This window comes from Arthrobacter sp. BB-1, from assembly GCF_006151685.1.
Lineage (GTDB): Bacteria > Actinomycetota > Actinomycetes > Actinomycetales > Micrococcaceae > Arthrobacter.
In genome coordinates, this window is record NZ_VDEV01000020.1 from 1 (window position 1) to 15117 (window position 15117).

Annotated in this window: 14 protein-coding genes, 1 tRNA gene and 1 pseudogene; 7 read left to right on the forward strand and 9 right to left on the reverse strand. The window is 66.7% G+C overall.

Features of this window, described 5'->3' with window-relative positions; translation table 11 throughout:
• Positions 1 to 91 precede the first annotated feature (91 nt).
• The 3 genes from FHJ30_RS11715 to FHJ30_RS11725 all read right to left on the reverse strand — a co-directional run bounded on the left by FHJ30_RS11715 (position 92) and on the right by FHJ30_RS11725 (position 2655).
• Entirely contained in the window at positions 92 to 1060 is a 969-nt protein-coding gene (locus FHJ30_RS11715; protein ID WP_139029484.1) for an Fpg/Nei family DNA glycosylase, read from the reverse strand.
• On the reverse strand, positions 1060 to 1554 hold the full coding sequence (locus FHJ30_RS11720; RefSeq protein WP_139029485.1) for a ribose-5-phosphate isomerase: 495 nt from the start codon (positions 1552 to 1554) through the stop codon (positions 1060 to 1062). Before FHJ30_RS11720 ends, FHJ30_RS11715 begins: the two co-directional genes overlap by 1 nt.
• Before the next feature lie 81 nt (positions 1555 to 1635).
• Positions 1636 to 2655 carry a hypothetical protein gene (locus tag FHJ30_RS11725; RefSeq protein ID WP_139029486.1) on the reverse strand — a complete coding sequence of 340 codons (1020 nt, stop codon included), beginning with the start codon at positions 2653 to 2655 and terminating at the stop codon, positions 1636 to 1638.
• A gap of 167 nt (positions 2656 to 2822) precedes the next feature.
• Here FHJ30_RS11725 and pepN point away from each other — a divergent pair, with 167 nt between their 5' ends.
• Positions 2823 to 5417, forward strand: coding sequence for an aminopeptidase N (gene pepN, locus FHJ30_RS11730; RefSeq protein ID WP_139029487.1), 2595 nt, complete (start codon positions 2823 to 2825; stop codon positions 5415 to 5417).
• On the forward strand, positions 5414 to 5887 hold the full coding sequence (locus FHJ30_RS11735) for an OsmC family protein (protein ID WP_139029488.1): 474 nt from the start codon (positions 5414 to 5416) through the stop codon (positions 5885 to 5887). Before pepN ends, FHJ30_RS11735 begins: the two co-directional genes overlap by 4 nt.
• 81 nt (positions 5888 to 5968) lie before the next feature.
• Here FHJ30_RS11735 and FHJ30_RS11740 read toward each other — a convergent pair whose 3' ends face one another.
• Positions 5969 to 6961: an epimerase gene (locus FHJ30_RS11740; protein ID WP_139029489.1), complete on the reverse strand. Its 993-nt coding sequence runs from the start codon at positions 6959 to 6961 to the stop codon at positions 5969 to 5971.
• A 117-nt stretch (positions 6962 to 7078) separates the two neighbouring features.
• On the opposite strand from FHJ30_RS11740, the gene FHJ30_RS11745 reads away from it, so the two are divergent.
• Together FHJ30_RS11745 and FHJ30_RS11750 are read left to right on the forward strand one after the other, a co-directional pair.
• The gene (locus FHJ30_RS11745) at positions 7079 to 7768 is read left to right on the forward strand and encodes a mechanosensitive ion channel family protein (RefSeq protein WP_139029490.1); all 690 of its coding nucleotides are present in this window, start codon (positions 7079 to 7081) and stop codon (positions 7766 to 7768) included.
• Positions 7769 to 7770: 2 nt separating this feature from the next.
• The gene (locus tag FHJ30_RS11750; protein WP_139029491.1) at positions 7771 to 8220 is read left to right on the forward strand and encodes a globin; all 450 of its coding nucleotides are present in this window, start codon (positions 7771 to 7773) and stop codon (positions 8218 to 8220) included.
• Between the two features lie 6 nt (positions 8221 to 8226).
• Here FHJ30_RS11750 and FHJ30_RS11755 read toward each other — a convergent pair whose 3' ends face one another.
• Entirely contained in the window at positions 8227 to 8886 is a 660-nt protein-coding gene (locus FHJ30_RS11755; protein ID WP_139029492.1) for a hypothetical protein, read from the reverse strand.
• A 63-nt stretch (positions 8887 to 8949) separates the two neighbouring features.
• On the opposite strand from FHJ30_RS11755, the gene FHJ30_RS11760 reads away from it, so the two are divergent.
• Complete coding sequence (locus FHJ30_RS11760) at positions 8950 to 9930, forward strand: acyl-CoA thioesterase II (RefSeq protein WP_139029493.1); 981 nt, start codon at positions 8950 to 8952, stop codon at positions 9928 to 9930.
• Positions 9931 to 10017: 87 nt separating this feature from the next.
• Here FHJ30_RS11760 and ettA read toward each other — a convergent pair whose 3' ends face one another.
• The 3 genes from ettA to FHJ30_RS11775 all read right to left on the reverse strand — a co-directional run bounded on the left by ettA (position 10018) and on the right by FHJ30_RS11775 (position 13091).
• The gene (gene ettA, locus FHJ30_RS11765) at positions 10018 to 11700 is read right to left on the reverse strand and encodes an energy-dependent translational throttle protein EttA (RefSeq protein WP_139029494.1); all 1683 of its coding nucleotides are present in this window, start codon (positions 11698 to 11700) and stop codon (positions 10018 to 10020) included.
• A gap of 52 nt (positions 11701 to 11752) precedes the next feature.
• The gene (locus FHJ30_RS11770) at positions 11753 to 12397 is read right to left on the reverse strand and encodes a DUF6993 domain-containing protein (protein WP_171059001.1); all 645 of its coding nucleotides are present in this window, start codon (positions 12395 to 12397) and stop codon (positions 11753 to 11755) included.
• A gap of 130 nt (positions 12398 to 12527) precedes the next feature.
• Positions 12528 to 13091, reverse strand: a complete 564-nt coding sequence (locus tag FHJ30_RS11775; RefSeq protein WP_139029495.1) for a single-stranded DNA-binding protein — start codon at positions 13089 to 13091, stop codon at positions 12528 to 12530.
• A gap of 214 nt (positions 13092 to 13305) precedes the next feature.
• Here FHJ30_RS11775 and FHJ30_RS11780 point away from each other — a divergent pair.
• Positions 13306 to 13381, forward strand: a tRNA-Arg gene (locus FHJ30_RS11780).
• A gap of 146 nt (positions 13382 to 13527) precedes the next feature.
• Here FHJ30_RS11780 and FHJ30_RS11785 read toward each other — a convergent pair.
• Positions 13528 to 14757, reverse strand: coding sequence for an ROK family protein (locus FHJ30_RS11785; protein WP_139029496.1), 1230 nt, complete (start codon positions 14755 to 14757; stop codon positions 13528 to 13530).
• 138 nt (positions 14758 to 14895) lie between these two features.
• Between FHJ30_RS11785 and FHJ30_RS11790 the strand changes: the two are divergent.
• Positions 14896 to 15117 (forward strand): annotated as a pseudogene (locus FHJ30_RS11790) (xylose isomerase); the annotation flags it as partial.

The window sequence follows — 15117 nt, forward strand, 5'->3', positions numbered from 1 at the left end:
CCAAAACCCACAACAACACCCCAATCACTCAGGTGTTGCAACGACCCCCTTGAACCTGCCGCCAAAAAAGCCGCATCAGGTGAGAGAGCGTTCAGGACGGCTGCTGGCAGTACGGGCACCAGTAAAGTTTGCGGCCCACCAGCTCGGCGGTCAGCACCGTGGTACCGCAGACCCGGCACGGCATCCCGTCCCGCTTGTAAACGAAGTGCGCGTTGTCCCGGGCGGGGTAGGTTTCCGACTTAGGCAGCGCCGCGGCCCTTGCGGCCCGGGCTCGGCCTGCCGCCTTGCCATGGTCGGACCAGTACTTGGGCGGGGTAGTAATGATGCGGCCGTCGGCAACGCCGTCGTTCATGACGGCCACGACGTCGCGCCACAGCCTGCGCGCCTCGGCGTCGGGCAGTGCGGTTCCCGGCAGCCAGGGATCGATGCGCCGGCGGAACAGGACCTCGGCGCGGTACACGTTGCCCACTCCGGCAATGATCTTCTGGTCCATCAGGAGCGCACCCACGGCAGTTTTCCTGCCCTTCAGGTTGGCCGCGAACCGTCCGGCGTCGCCCCGCAGGTTCCGCAGCGGATCCGGCCCCAGACGCGCCAGGACCGCATCGGCCTCAGCGGTGGCGATGGTTTCGCAGGTGGTGGCACCCCTCAGGTCAGCCCAGCCGTTGCTGCTTGCCAGCCTGACCCGTACGGCCCCCACGGGGACCGGCGGACCCGCATAGGCTTCGCCGCCGGCACCGTCGCCTCCGTCGTCCCCGTCCGCGAAGGTCTCCCGCTCCCCCACCCGGCGCGGCGCACCGATACTGGAGGAACCGGCGAACGTGCTGTCGCCGCCGAAACTCCAGGCGCCGTACAGGCCCAGGTGCACATGCAGCACCAGCGTGTTGTCGAAGTGCAGGAACAGGTGCTTGCCGTGCGCCTCGGCCACGAGCAGGGTACGCCCGTCCAGGAGCGCGGCGCCCCCGCTGAACCGGCCCTGCGGGCTGGACACAGAGAGCCGCCGCCCGCCGAATACGTCCCCGAACTGCCGCGCCAGGCGGCGGACGGAATGCCCTTCCGGCACTACTCGATGACCTCGCCGGTTGCTTCATAGGCAGCGATTTTTCCGATGCGGCGGACGTGGCGCTCGTCGTTGCTGAAGGGCTCGGCCAGGAAGGCCTCGATCAGCTGGGTGGCTTCCTCCACCGTGTGCTGGCGCCCGCCGACGGCAACAACGTTGGCGTCGTTGTGCTCCCGCGCCAGCTTCGCGGTGGAGAGGTTCCAGGCCAGGGCAGCCCGGACCCCCTTGACCTTGTTGGCGGCGATCTGTTCCCCGTTGCCCGAGCCTCCCAGCACGATGCCCAGGGCGGGCACCCCTGCCTGCTGGTCCGCCACCACGGCAAGGGCCGCGTTGATGCAGAAGGACGGGTAATCGTCCTGGGCGTCATACACCTTGGGACCGTGGTCCACCACCTCGTAGCCCTTGGCGGTCAGGTGGGACACCAGGTGGGCGCTCAGTTCCATGCCCGCATGGTCGGTGGCGATGTGGACCCGCGGGAAGGCAGGGGAAGATGTCACGAGCAGAATCCGTTCGGTTGGGGGCGCCGGCAGCCGAACGGGACGGCGCAGGCCAGGGTCAGGACAACACGGTCAAGAATACTAGGACTCCGGCTGGCCGGGAGTTGGGGCCGCACCGCCGCCCGGCCGGGCCCGTTCAGCGACGCGGGTCAGGACCTCGGCCAGCCTCGCAGCCGAGGCAGGGCTGCCGCCGCTCACCGCCAGGCGCTGGCCGTCCGTTTTGCTGACGACGACGGCGGGCCCGCTGCTGACGAGCATGGCGGCAGTGCCGCCGTGGTGCCGGTAGCCCCAGCCGCCGTAGTCTGCGGCTTTCACGTCCGCCGCGGTGGCGCCGGAGATGGCTCCCGCCGGGACGTTCATGACCGGCACGATGCCGCCCAGCATGACTTTCAGGCCGCGGCGGTCGGCTTTGATGCGCGCGAACAGGAACGCCGCGCCCACCACGGCCAGGAGCACGAGGAGCGCGCCGAGCCAGGGAACGGCAACGGCGATGAGGGCCGACGGGAACAGCGATGCGATGGCAATCATGACGAAGACGGAACTGCGCGCATGGACCCAGAGCCGGATATTATCCCGGGTCAGGTCAGGGTCCGCTTCCCTGGCGATGGCCAGCTGGAGGGCCCGGTCGTCGTCCGGGGACCACTGCTGGTCCGCCTTGAAGGCAAAGGCAACAATCACCCCCAGGGACACGGCCGCTCCGCTTCCCAGTGCCAGGACCGTCATGTCCACACGGGATTCACGGGCGTCTGCCAGCCCCGCCTGGCCAACAATGCCGGCTGCGAGGGCGCTTGTGACGAAGAGCGTGAAGAACAGACCGGCACCCATCATGATCCGGCGCATCAGCACGGGCCTGTTGATGGGCACGGCCTGGAAGAGGACCAGCCAGCCGCCTGCCACGATCATCACGGCGCCCGCGGTGACATAGGCGCCGAAGGGCGCGAAGGAGGCCCCGCCGTCGTCCGTCCACCGGATGGCGAGCGGCTCCGGAAGGTCCGGCCGGATCAGGAAGGCGCACACCACGAAGGCCGCCGCCACCAGCAGCGGGAACCCCACCACAAACCGAAGGGCTTTCGTGTCCATCGACTCCATGAACTTTCCCATGATTTAACGCTACTCCCACCGCCGGCCAGCGGCTGCCCGCCTCCCGCGGCAGCCACTGTGAGCCGCGCTACTTGCCACGGGTGGGGGAATGCAAGAATGAACAGTGCCGCCGCTGGGCACGCCAGCTGCGCAGACGCAATCTTTCTGGAGGACACACTTTGCCAGGTATGAATCTGACGCGCGCTGAAGCCAGCGAACGTGCCGAACTGATCGCCGTCGACTCCTACGACGTCAGCCTTGACCTGACCCGGGGCGGAGAGGTCTTCGGCAGCACCACCACGGTGAAGTTCAGCGCGAAGCCAGGGTCCTCAACGTTCATCGACGCCGTCACGCGGACCGTGCACAGCGTCACCCTGAACGGCAGGAGCCTTGATCCGGGCACGGTGGCGGACGGCGTCAGGATCCAGCTCGCCGGACTCGAGGAACACAACGAGCTCACCGTGGTGGCCGATGCCCCGTACATGAACACCGGCGAGGGCCTCCACCGCTTCGTGGACCCGGTGGACAACGAGGTCTACCTGTACACGCAGTTCGAGGTTCCTGATTCGCGCAGGATGTTCGCCGTCTTCGAGCAGCCTGACCTGAAGGCCACGTTCAAGTTCACTGTCACCGCCCCGTCCCACTGGGACGTCATCTCCAACTCCCCCACGCCCGCTCCCGTGGAGACAACGCCCGTGGAGACCATGCCCGGGGACGAAGGCGGCGCCCGCTCTGTATGGGCTTTCTCCCCCACCCCGCGGCTCTCCTCCTACGTGACGGCCCTGATTGCGGGCCCCTACCAGTCAGTGCGCAGCGAGGTCACCAGCTCGGACGGCCGCGTCATCCCGCTCGGGGTGTTCGCCCGGAAGTCGCTGATGCAGTACCTGGATGCGGACAACATCTTCGAACTCACCCGGCAGGGCTTCGCATTCTTCGAGGCGCAGTTCGGCTGCCCCTACCCGTTCGACAAATACGACCAGCTGTTTGTGCCGGAATTCAACGCCGGCGCGATGGAAAATGCAGGGGCGGTGACCATCCTCGAGGGCTACGTCTTCCGGAGCAAGGTCCCAGACGCCCAGGTCGAGCGCCGCGCCATCACCGTCCTCCACGAACTCGCCCACATGTGGTTCGGCGACCTGGTGACCATGCGCTGGTGGAACGACCTGTGGCTCAACGAGTCCTTTGCGGAGTACATGTCCCACCTGGCGGCCGTGGAAGCCACCTCCTTCACCAGTGCCTGGACCACGTTCGCTTCCGTTGAAAAGTCCTGGGCCTACCGCCAGGACCAGCTGCCCACCACGCACCCGATCTTTGCCGAGATCAATGACCTGCAGGACGTGGAGGTCAACTTCGACGGCATCACCTATGCCAAGGGCGCGTCCGTGCTGCGGCAGCTGGTGGCCTGGGTGGGGCCCAACCAGTTCATGGCCGGCGTGCGCGAGTACTTCGCCAAGCATTCCTGGCAGAACACCGAGCTGCGCGACCTGCTGGTGGAACTGGAGAAGGCCAGCGGCCGCGACCTGGACGGATGGGGCCGGCAGTGGCTGGAGACCGCTGGCGTCAATACCCTCAAGCCGGAACTCGAGGTGGACGGCGACGGCAAGCTCACGTCCTTCGCCATCCTGCAATCCGCCGTGGACGAGTGGCCCACCATCCGTCCGCACCGGCTGGCCGTGGGGTTCTACAACCTCAATGGCGCCGGCAAGCTTGAGCGGGTGCACCGCGAGGAGCTGGATGTCGACGGCGGACGCACCGAGGTGCCCGGGCTGGTGGGGCTGGCCCAGCCGGACCTGGTCCTGGTCAATGACGACGACCTCGCCTACGCCAAAGTGCGGCTGGACGAAAAGTCCCTGGCGACGGCGACCGCCCACCTGAAGGACTTCAGCCACAGCCTGCCACGGACGCTCGTGTGGAACTCCGCCTGGGACGCTGCCCGCGACGGCGAGACCCCGGCGCGGCAGTATGTGGAGCTGATCCTGGCCAATGTGGCCGCGGAATCGGACTCCTCGGTGATCCTGGTCCAGCTGCGCCAACTGGCAACCGCCCTGAACTTCTACGTGGCCGAGGAGCACCGCGAGCAGACGGCCTCGGCCGCCGCGGACCGGCTGTGGGAGCTGGCGTCCGAGGTGCCTGCCGGCTCCGATGCCCAGCTGCAGTTCGTGAAGTCCTTTGCCCTCCTGGCGGGCAGTGAAGGCCAGCTGGACACGGTGGCCGGCCTCCTGGACGGCTCACTGGTCCTGGACGGGCTGGCTGTGGACCAGGACCTGCGCTGGGAGCTGGTTACCTCGCTTGGGGTGGGCGGACGCCTCGGCCAGGACGGGATCGACGCCGAGCTCGCCCGGGACAACACCTCCAGCGGCCAGAATGCCGCCGCCCTTGCCAAGGCCGCCATCCCCACAGCGGAGGCGAAGGCCGCCGCCTGGGACGCCATTGTGGTCAAGGGCGAACTCTCGAATGCACTGCAGGGCTCGGCGGTCACCGGCTTTATGCGCGTGCTCGACCGGTCCCTGCTGGAGCCCTACGCCGAAAAGTACTTCGAGGCAGTGCCGGGGATCGTGGAAAGCCGCACGCACGCACTGGCCCAGCAGATCGTCGTCGGGCTCTACCCTGCGCTGCTGACCACCCAGGCAACCGTGGACCGGACTGACGGCTTCCTTGCCGCGCTTCCGCCCGAAAGTGCAGCGCTGCGGCGGATGATGCTTGAAAACCGCGACGGCGTTGCCCGGGCATTGCGGGCACGGGCCGCTGATGTCCTTCCCGGCGAAGCGGCGCCTGCAGTATGAGCCTGCATGAGCACCGCTACGAGCTGGCCATCCAGTGGACGGGCAACACGGGCAACGGGACGGCGTCCTACCGCGGCTACTCGCGGGACCACGACATCCTCATTCCCGGGCTCCCGGTCCTCAAGGGCTCCGCGGACCCCACCTTCCATGGCGACCGGGAGCGATACAACCCGGAGCAGCTCCTCCTGGCGGCATTGGCCCAGTGCCACATGCTCTCGTTCCTGCATGTGGCGGTCAAGCACGGCGTGGTGGTCACGGACTACCGGGATGAGGCCCTCGGGCTGATGAAGCTGAACCGGGACGGCAGCGGGCAGTTCGAGCGCGTAACGCTCCGGCCGCAGGTGACCGTAGCGGACGCGGCGCACGTGGAGCTGGCCGGCCGGCTCCACCATGAGGCGAACCAGGTGTGCTTCATTGCCCGCAGTGTGAACTTCCCGGTGGAGCATGAACCGGTGACCCTGGCGCCCTGACGGCCCAACTGGGTAGCGCCAAGTGTCGTTTTGGCACCCCATACCGACACTTGGCGCTACCTGGTTTCGCGGCGGGCGGACTCAAAGGCTTCGAAGCAGCTTCCTGGCGAGCCGCGCCTCGGTTTCCGGCGCCAGCCCGGCTTTCCGTTCGCGGTCCAGTCCGCACCGGCGTTCGTCCGCCAGGGTGTCCGCCAGTGTCTCCTGCCACGGCCGGAGCCGCAGCCCGGCAGCCACGGCTGCCCGGTTGCTCCGTGCCATGAAGCCCTCGTGCCCGGGCGGGAGCCAGAGCGGCAGGGAGTCCGGGCCGGCCCAGTAGTTGACGCCCTGGTCCGCCAGCCAGTCCTCTTCCGCCGGGAGGACGTCACCCTGGTGAGCCGCCGCGTCCCGTGAGGCAGCCAGGTACGTCCCGAACGGCACCTGCCCGCCCACTGCATTCAAGGCTCCGGCCACACCCGTTTCTGCTGCCCGGATGATCCAGGCAGCAAGGTCGCGGACGTCGATGGCCTGGGTCGGACGGTGGTCGATGGCGGGGACCACCACCGGCTTGCTGTTCCTGGCGAAGCGCGCGGGCCAGTAGCCGTAGCGGTCCGAACTGTCCCCCGGACCGGCTATCAGGCCTGCGCGGCACAGGTGGGCTTTCCCGCCTGCCACTTTGAGGGTGGCGGCCTCGATCGCCGCCTTCGATTCGCCATAGTTCTTCGGGGTAGAGGGGATGCCCGGATCCAAGGCCTGCAAAAGGGGCGCCTCTTCAGCCGCGTTCGGGAGCGACGCGTCGGCATAGACGGAGCAGCTTGAGACGAACGTCCAGTGGGCCGCCCGGTGGGACAGGGCGTCCAGGGCCCCGATTGCGATGACAGGGTCCCGGGCCACCTCAACCACCTCGTCCCACTCCCCCTGGGCACCGGTGTAGGCGTCCGCACCTACCGAACGGTCCTCCCGAAGCCACCTGGCTCCTGGCGGCGGTGCGGCGGCGGAGCCGCGGGCAAGGCACGTCACCCCGTGTCCCGCCGCCACCCCCTGGCGGGCAATTTCTGCGGACAGGAAGGCCGTTCCGCCGAGGACAAGAATGCGCATGTTCAGACGCTACGGCGATACTGTTGAAGGAGAACAGAGCCTTCCGCGCCGGGCGTAACCGGCGCCGCGGCACCCCTTCCCGGCCCAGCCGAAGAACAGCAGGAGCACTTCCCCCCTATGGTCAGCACGTTGTCGATCCTTCCTCCCACCGCCAGCCAGCCGGACGGCATCAGCATCACCGGCATTGTGATCAGCCTCGGCGTGGGCGTTGCCATCTGGCTGGTGGCCACGTTCGTGATTTCCCGGATCACCAAGCGCGTGGCGTCCGGCAGCAACTTCTTCAAGCGGCCCACCTTCAAATGGGCAGCCCCTGCCTTTAGGGCTCTGGACCATGAACGGCGCGTCCAGCGTGCGGAAACCATCGGCTCGCTGCTGAACAGCGTGGTTGGCGTGCTGGTGGTCATCATTACCGGCATGTACGTGCTGCAGAACCTGGACATCAACATCGCCCCCCTGCTCACCAGCGTGGGCATCCTGGGTGTGGCCATCGGCTTCGGCGCCCAGCAGCTCATCCGGGACTTCCTGGCCGGGATCTTTATTACCATTGAAGACCAGTACGGCATCGGCGATGTGATCGAAACCAGTGAGGTTGTTGGCGTTGTGGAGTCCATGGGCCTGCGCATCACCCGCGTGCGGTCCGACGACGGCGCCATCTGGTACCTGCGAAACGGTGAGATCCTGCGCGTCGGCAACCGCTCCCAGGGAACCTACGTGCCCCTGCACGAGTCAGAGGACGGGACCACCGACCAGGCAAGCGACCACGGTGCTGCCGAACCCAAAAAGAGTGAACAGAAGGCCGGAGAGTAGCCATGAGCATCCCCATCGAACCGCAACGGCCGCAGCTGATGCAGAACGATCCGTTCAGCAAGCCGGGCTACACGGACAGTTTCTACGACGCTGTGGGCGGCCATGAGACGTTCGTGAAGCTGATCGATGTCTTCTACGACGGCGTGGCCACCGATCCGCTGCTGCGGCCCATGTATCCGGAAGAGGACCTGGCGCCCGCGAAGCGCCGGTTCCTGATGTTCCTGGAACAGTACTGGGGAGGGCCCACCACCTACGGCGAAGAGCGCGGGCATCCCCGCCTCCGCATGCGGCACATGCCGTTCAAGGTGACGCCGGAGGCCAAGGACCGCTGGCTCTTCCACATGCGGACCGCCGTGAACGCACTGGACCTTCCGCCGCTGTATGAGGGAACCCTGTGGGACTACATGGAGCGTGCTGCGCTGTCCATGGTCAACAGCCCCGCTGATGTATAACCGGCGCTAGAGCAGAGCACTTCCGGTCCGGGCCAGCACGTGGCCGCGCGTGCCTGTAAGGCGGAACCAGCGCCCTGCCCGGTAGAGCTTCTGGTCGCCATCAGCGAGGAACCCCAGCGCGAGGGCGGCGAAAGCAGCCCCGGCCGGCAGGCCCGATTCGTCCAGTTCCCTGCCCCAGACAGCGGCCCGTGCGTTGTTGACGATCAGCGCACCCGGCCTGTCCGGCACGATGCCCGCCACTTCCGCCATGCCTGCTTCGGCGGCTTTTCTCAGTGCCGCATCGCTGCGTGAACCCAGGAATTCCCACCCGCTCCGGGGGGCGCCCACCCCGGTCCAGGACTCGGTGACAGTGGACGGCGGAACCGGCAACTCGACGTCGTCCTCTCCCGCCCGGGCGAGGCGGTCCAGGACGGCGGACAGGGAGACGGTCACATCCGTCGCGGAAGGTTCCGCCAGCGCCATGGTGCGCAACCCCAGGATGGTGGGAGTCGATTCGCCCAGGAGCCTGGGCCGCAGCACGCAGACGTACGCGGCGAGAACGGAACCTGCGGCCTGAAGCCGGATGGCGCCGTCGTCAATGGACTTGGCGCGCGTGGCGAAGGTCTTCAGGTCAGCAAGATCGCGGGGATCGGCGAAGCGGAAGGACGAAGTGAGGAGATCAGACACACCAAGAACACTACCCGGTGGGCCTTTGTTGAGCAGTGCCGGGGTGCCGTCTAGAGTCAAACCATGACTGAAGCCGACGCCGAGATCCTGGCGCTCCCCAGCGGGGACCCCACCTCATCGCTCATCTCGCTCCTTGACCTTGGTGAGCTGGAGGGTGCCCGGACGGACGAGGACATTTTCCTGGGTCCGTCCCAGCAGCAGCCCCATCACCGGGTGTTCGGCGGCCAGGTGCTGGCGCAGTCACTCATCGCGTCCATCCGGACAGTGGACCCGGAGCGTTTTGTCCATTCCATGCATGGCTACTTCCTGCGCCCTGGCGACGCGAACAAGCCCATCACCTTCGGTGTCCAGCGCCTCCGGGACGGCCGCTCCTTCTCCGCGCGGCGGGTCCACGCCTACCAGGAAGGCGTGCCCATCCTGTCGATGATCGCGTCCTTCCAGGGCGAGGACGAAGGCGTGGAGCACGAGTCCGTGATGCCTGCCGGCATTCCCGATCCGGAGTCGCTGCCCAGCACAGCAGACCTGCTCGGCAAGTTCGACCATCCGGTGGCCCGGCACTGGGCCTATGAGCGCCCCTTCGATATCCGGCATGTGGATCCGCCGTTGTATGTCTCGGCGAAGGGTAAGCGGGAAGCGCGGAATGCTGTGTGGATGAAGACCTTCGGGCCGATGCCGGACAATCCCAACCTGCACCGGGCAGCCCTGGCGTACGCCAGCGACTACACCCTCCTTGAGTCCATCCTGCGGCGCCACGGGCTGAGCTGGATCACTCCGGGGATGAACGTGGCAAGCCTGGACCACGCCATGTGGTGGCACCGGCCCGCCCGAGTGGATGAGTGGCTGCTGTATGTCCAGGAGTCACCCAGCGCCCAGGGCGCCCGTGGACTCGCAACCGGCAAGATCTTCAATCAGGCGGGGCAGCACGTGGCCTCGGTGGCGCAGGAGGGCATGGTGCGTGTACCCACTGACCTGAAGAACAAGGTTGTGGGCGCCTTCCAGTCGAAGCTGATGGAGCACCAGATCCGCAAGGCCGGGCGGGACTAGCAGCATTCCCCGCCCGGACACCAAGGAGGCCGGCACCCTGGTGGGTGCCGGCCTCCTTGTTTTGCTTTGCCCCGGGGCGTTTCGCGTTTAGTCGCGGGTGAGGCGGCGGTGCGTGACGCGGTGCGGCTTGGCGGCGTCCGGGCCGAGGCGCTCCACCTTGTTCTCCTCGTAGGATTCGAAGTTGCCCTCGAACCAGTACCACTTGGAGGGATTCTCCTCGTCACCTTCGTAGGCCAGGATGTGCGTAGCCACCCGGTCCAGGAACCAGCGGTCGTGGGAGACCACCACGGCGCAGCCGGGGAACTCGAGCAGAGCATTTTCCAGGCTGCTGAGGGTTTCGACGTCGAGGTCGTTGGTGGGCTCATCGAGGAGCAGCAGGTTGCCGCCCTGCTTGAGGGTCAGCGCCAGGTTCAGGCGGTTGCGCTCACCGCCGGAGAGCACGCCGGCCTTCTTCTGCTGGTCCGGGCCTTTGAAGCCGAAGGCGGCGACATAGGCACGGGACGGCATTTCGACGTGGCCCACCTGGATGAAGTCCAGGCCGTCGGAGACAACTTCCCACAGGGTCTTGTTGGGATCGATGCCACCACGGCTCTGGTCAGCGTAGGAGATCTTGACGGAGTCGCCGATCTTCAGGTCACCGCCGTCCAGTGGTTCCAGCCCCACGATGGTCTTGAACAGCGTGGTCTTGCCCACACCGTTGGGGCCGATGACGCCCACGATGCCGTTGCGGGGCAGGCTGAAGGACAGTCCGTCGATCAGGGTCCTGTCCTCAAAGCCCTTCTGGAGGTTCTTGGCCTCCAGCACCAGGCCGCCAAGGCGGGGTCCCGGCGGGATCTGGATCTCTTCGAAGTCCAGTTTGCGGGTGCGGTCGGCCTCTGCGGCCATTTCCTCGTAGCGGGCAAGGCGGGCCTTGGACTTGGTCTGGCGGCCCTTCGCGTTGGACCGGACCCACTCAAGTTCCTCGCTGAGGCGCTTGGCCTGCTTGGCGTCCTTCTTGCCCTGGATCTCCAGGCGGGCGCGCTTCTTCTCCAGGTAGGTGGAGTAGTTGCCCTCGTAGGGATAGAGGTGGCCGCGGTCCACCTCAGCGATCCATTCCGCCACGTGGTCCAGGAAGTACCGGTCGTGGGTGACGGCGAGGACTGCGCCGGCGTAGCTGGACAGGTGCTGTTCAAGCCAAAGCACGCTTTCGGCGTCCAGGTGGTTGGTGGGTTCGTCCAGGAGCAGCAGGTCCGGCTTCTGCAGCAGCAGCTTGCAGAGCGCAACGCGGCGGCGTTCACCACCGGAGAGATTGGTGACGTCGGCGTCCGCGGGCGGGCAGCGGAGGGCGTCCATGGCCTGCTCCAGCTGCGAGTCCAGGTCCCAGGCGTCTGCGGCGTCGATGGCTTCCTGCAGCTGTCCCATTTCCTCGAGGAGGGTGTCGTAGTCAGCATCGGGGCTGGCCATTTCCTCGGAAATTTCGTTGAAGCGCTGGATTTTGCCGTAGATCTCGCCAACACCCTCCTGGACGTTGCCCAGGACGGTCTTTTCCTCGTTGAGCGGAGGCTCCTGGAGCAGGATTCCCACGGTGTAGCCGGGGCTCAACCGGGCCTCACCGTTGGAGGGAGTGTCCAGTCCGGCCATGATTTTGAGGATGGTGGACTTACCGGCACCGTTCGGGCCCACAACACCGATCTTGGCGCCAGGGAAGAAGGACATGCTTACGTCGTCAAGAATGAGTTTTTCGCCAACGGCTTTGCGGGCCTTGGTCATTGTGTAGATAAATTCCGCCATGGTTCCAAATCTAGTGGGTGGGCAGGCATATCTCACATTCCGCCCAACAGGCTTACGAGCCTACAAAGCACTTCCCGCTGGCCAGCACGGGCAACACGGTCACTGTCACGGCGCCATCGCGGACCTGGCCGATCACACAGTCCTTTCCCTGGAGCACCGCCGCCTCAATGGCATCCGCTTCGAGGCCGGTGGGAGTGCGGCTCTGCGACACCTGCAATACCGCAGGTGCGATTCCCGCCCCCGTGAGGGCTTCTGTAACTTGCGAGGTTGCCGGTTTTGGCGACCCGGCGGCCAGCCTGCCCAACGCCTCCGTCACGGTTCTTTTGGCCGTTTCGGTGGCGGCTGCCGCAGCCGTGGTGGATGCCGGCCCTGATGTGTCCGCCAGCTGTCCGGCCACGGTTTCCGTTCCTGCAGCCGTTGTTCCTGGTGTTGCGGGCACTGCTCCGGCTGATGCCGCAGAAGTTGATGTTGCGGCAGTTGCCTGCCCGGCGGCAGCCGGCCTCTCACCCGTGGGTGCACCGCTGACGCATCCGGCCAAACCTGCCGCCAGCGCTGCTGCAGCGGCAGCCGCCGTCAGCCGGTGCGCGGCGCTGGGCCTGATACCTCCGGAAGGGGCACCTCCGGGAGCGTTGGCTGCGGGAGTCGCCGATGACGCGCCGGCTGTTGAGTTCTGCCGGTGGTCAGGGGTGTGCCGCATGATGTCATTCTGCCATGCGGGCTGGTCCCGCCTTCGTAACCTGGGCGGGCAGTGCACGGCCGGGGGGTGCCGCGGCACTGCCCGCCAAGGAACCGGGGAAACCGTTTGATGGGGGACGCTGAAATGAAAGCTAGACTCCGGATTCGGCGAGTTCCCCCGTCTCCAGGTCCAGTGGCACGAGGTGGCCGTTGCTGTCCTCGATGTAGGCCGCGGCAGGATCCCCGCTGCCGTCGTGATCCTCGTCGCCGTCCTCCGGCTCGTCGAACGTCCCCTCTCCGCCGGTACGGTGTTCGCCGTCGAGCGGAGACTCCCGCTCCACAAGCGAGAGAAGCGGCTTCGTGGACGAGCGGGTGAAGTTGGCCGTGCCCCACGTCAGATCGTGGCCCACGGCGTCAGCGTCGATCGTGTGCGAGTAATAGACCCTGCCGTCCCTTTCCCAGCTGCGGATTTTCAGGGTGCCCACCACAATGACGGGCTGGCCTTTCCTGATGCTGCAGCCCATGCTGCCCGCCAGGTGGCGGTAGCCCTGGACCAGGAACCAGTTGGTGTGGCCATCCACCCACATGCCGGATTCCTTGTCGCGCCGGCGGGAGGTGGAACCGATCCGGAAAGAGGCGGTGGCCACTCCCCCTGGGGTTGTGGCGCTCTTGATCTCGGTGGCAACGAACCCCCGAATGGTTATGGTGTCGCTCATCTTCACGTCCTGTCGTCAATGGTGGTGCCCTAGCAGGCAAGACCAGCATGGCGCCGGTGCCGGCCCGCGGGGAGGCAGCGGTTCGCCTATGTGCATAACCTGCGGCTGCGGTTGCCTGTGGAGGATCAGTGGGCCCCCGCCGGTCAGTGACTACGCCGGGACTTCGGGCAATGTAAACTTTTTGAGGCGCCGGATTTCAGCTCCGGAATCCACTGCCTCAGTAGCTCAGGGGATAGAGCAGCGGCCTTCTAATCCGCCGGTCGGGGGTTCGATTCCCTCCTGGGGCACCAGACGGCAAACGCCCCGGTTCACGGACCGGGGCGTTTGCCTTCCCGCGCCACTGCCCAATCCCTGTCAGTCACCAAAAGGGCCCCCGCAGGGAAGTCCCGATAAGTGGCAGCCCAACGGGTGTTAGCGCCACTTCAGGTCTGCAGGTTCAGGACTGCAAACGGTGCGGCGCTTCCACCAGGGCGCGGACCACGCTGCCGGCAGCACCCAGCAGGGCCCCGGCGTCCCCGACCGCGGAGGTGGTGACGTGCCCGGGGGAAAGCGCCCCCGGAGCATACTTCGCAAGGCTTTCCAGGAGCGGCCCGCGGAGCCACTGGTCGAGGACTGCGAAATGGCCGCCAAGCACCACAGCCCTGACATCCACCACGCGGGACGTCGACGCCACTGCCACTCCCAGTGCCCGCCCGGCCCGCCGGACAGCGAGCAAGGCAGCTTGGTCCCCAGCGCCGAGCGCTCCCAGCAGGTCGGACATACTCTCGGACCTCGACCGTCCCTTCGCGGGTATGCCGGCAGCAGAAAAAATTGCATCCTGCCCCGCGATCGTCTCCAGGCACCCCGTCCCGCCGCAGGAGCAGAGGGCCCCCTCCGGCTGGACCACGATATGGCCCACCTCCCCGGCGTTGCCCTCCGGGCCGGTGAAAAGCTCCGAATTGATCACCAGGCCGCCACCGACGCCCACCTCGCCGGAGACAAAGAGGAAATCGCGCGTGCCGTGGGAGCCGTGGGCCAGTTCCGCTAGCGCAGCAGCATTGGCCTCGTTGAAGAGGGAGACCCCCAACGGCACACCAGGAAGCAGCCGCTCCATGTCCAGCTTTGTGTCCTTCCAGCCAAGGTTCGGGGCTGTCCTCACCGTTGAAGTGCCGGCTTCCACGAGGCCAGGGACGGCCAGTCCTGCGCCCAGGACCTCAACACCCGAGGCCGCGGCCGCCTTCCGCACCTCCGCAGCAAGCGCTGCCAGTGCGGACAGCACGGGCTCGCTGGCGCTGTCCCGGTTGTCCCGCTCCCGGATTTCCTGCACAACCAGGCTTCCGGAAAGGTCCGTCACCCCGGCGGCAATGTAGTCGACGTTGATTTCCAGGCCCATGACACCCCGCGCAGGGTTCAGTTCCAGCCCGACCCCCGGCCGGCCCCGCTCCCCCTGCCGGCTCAGGCCCACCTCGCGGAGCAGGCCGGCACCCAAGAGGTCCAGAACGATGCTCGAAACAGAGGCTTTGGTCAGCCCGGTGGCCGCGGCAACCTGTGCCCGGGTGGGATTCATTCCGGCCGGGGCCTGCGCCACCCGGGCAAGGACCAGTGCGAGGTTGTTCCTCCGCACATCCGCCATGTTTCCCGGGCTGGCGGCCTCGGACGGTGCAGTGGCAGCTGCGGTACTCGCCATGGCCTTCTCCTCCGACTGGTAGCGGGGCCGTCCCACACGAGCCCTTTCGCTATTGACCCTAGCGTAATCACGCTTATATAGTTCAAGCGATAAACTAAAAGTGCCGTAACTGGCGGCAACCGAGTGCAAGGACGCATCATGGCTATTTCCCCCACCCCTGCTGACAAGTTCACCTTCGGCCTCTGGACTGTGGGCTGGACCGGTGCGGACCCGTTTGGTGTCGCGACCCGTGCCGCCCTGGACCCCGTCGAGGCGGTGCACCGCCTGGCCGAGCTGGGCGCGTACGGCATCACGTTCCACGACAACGACCTGGTTCCGTTCGACGCCAGCGCCTCGGAGCGGGACCTGATCCTGAAGAAT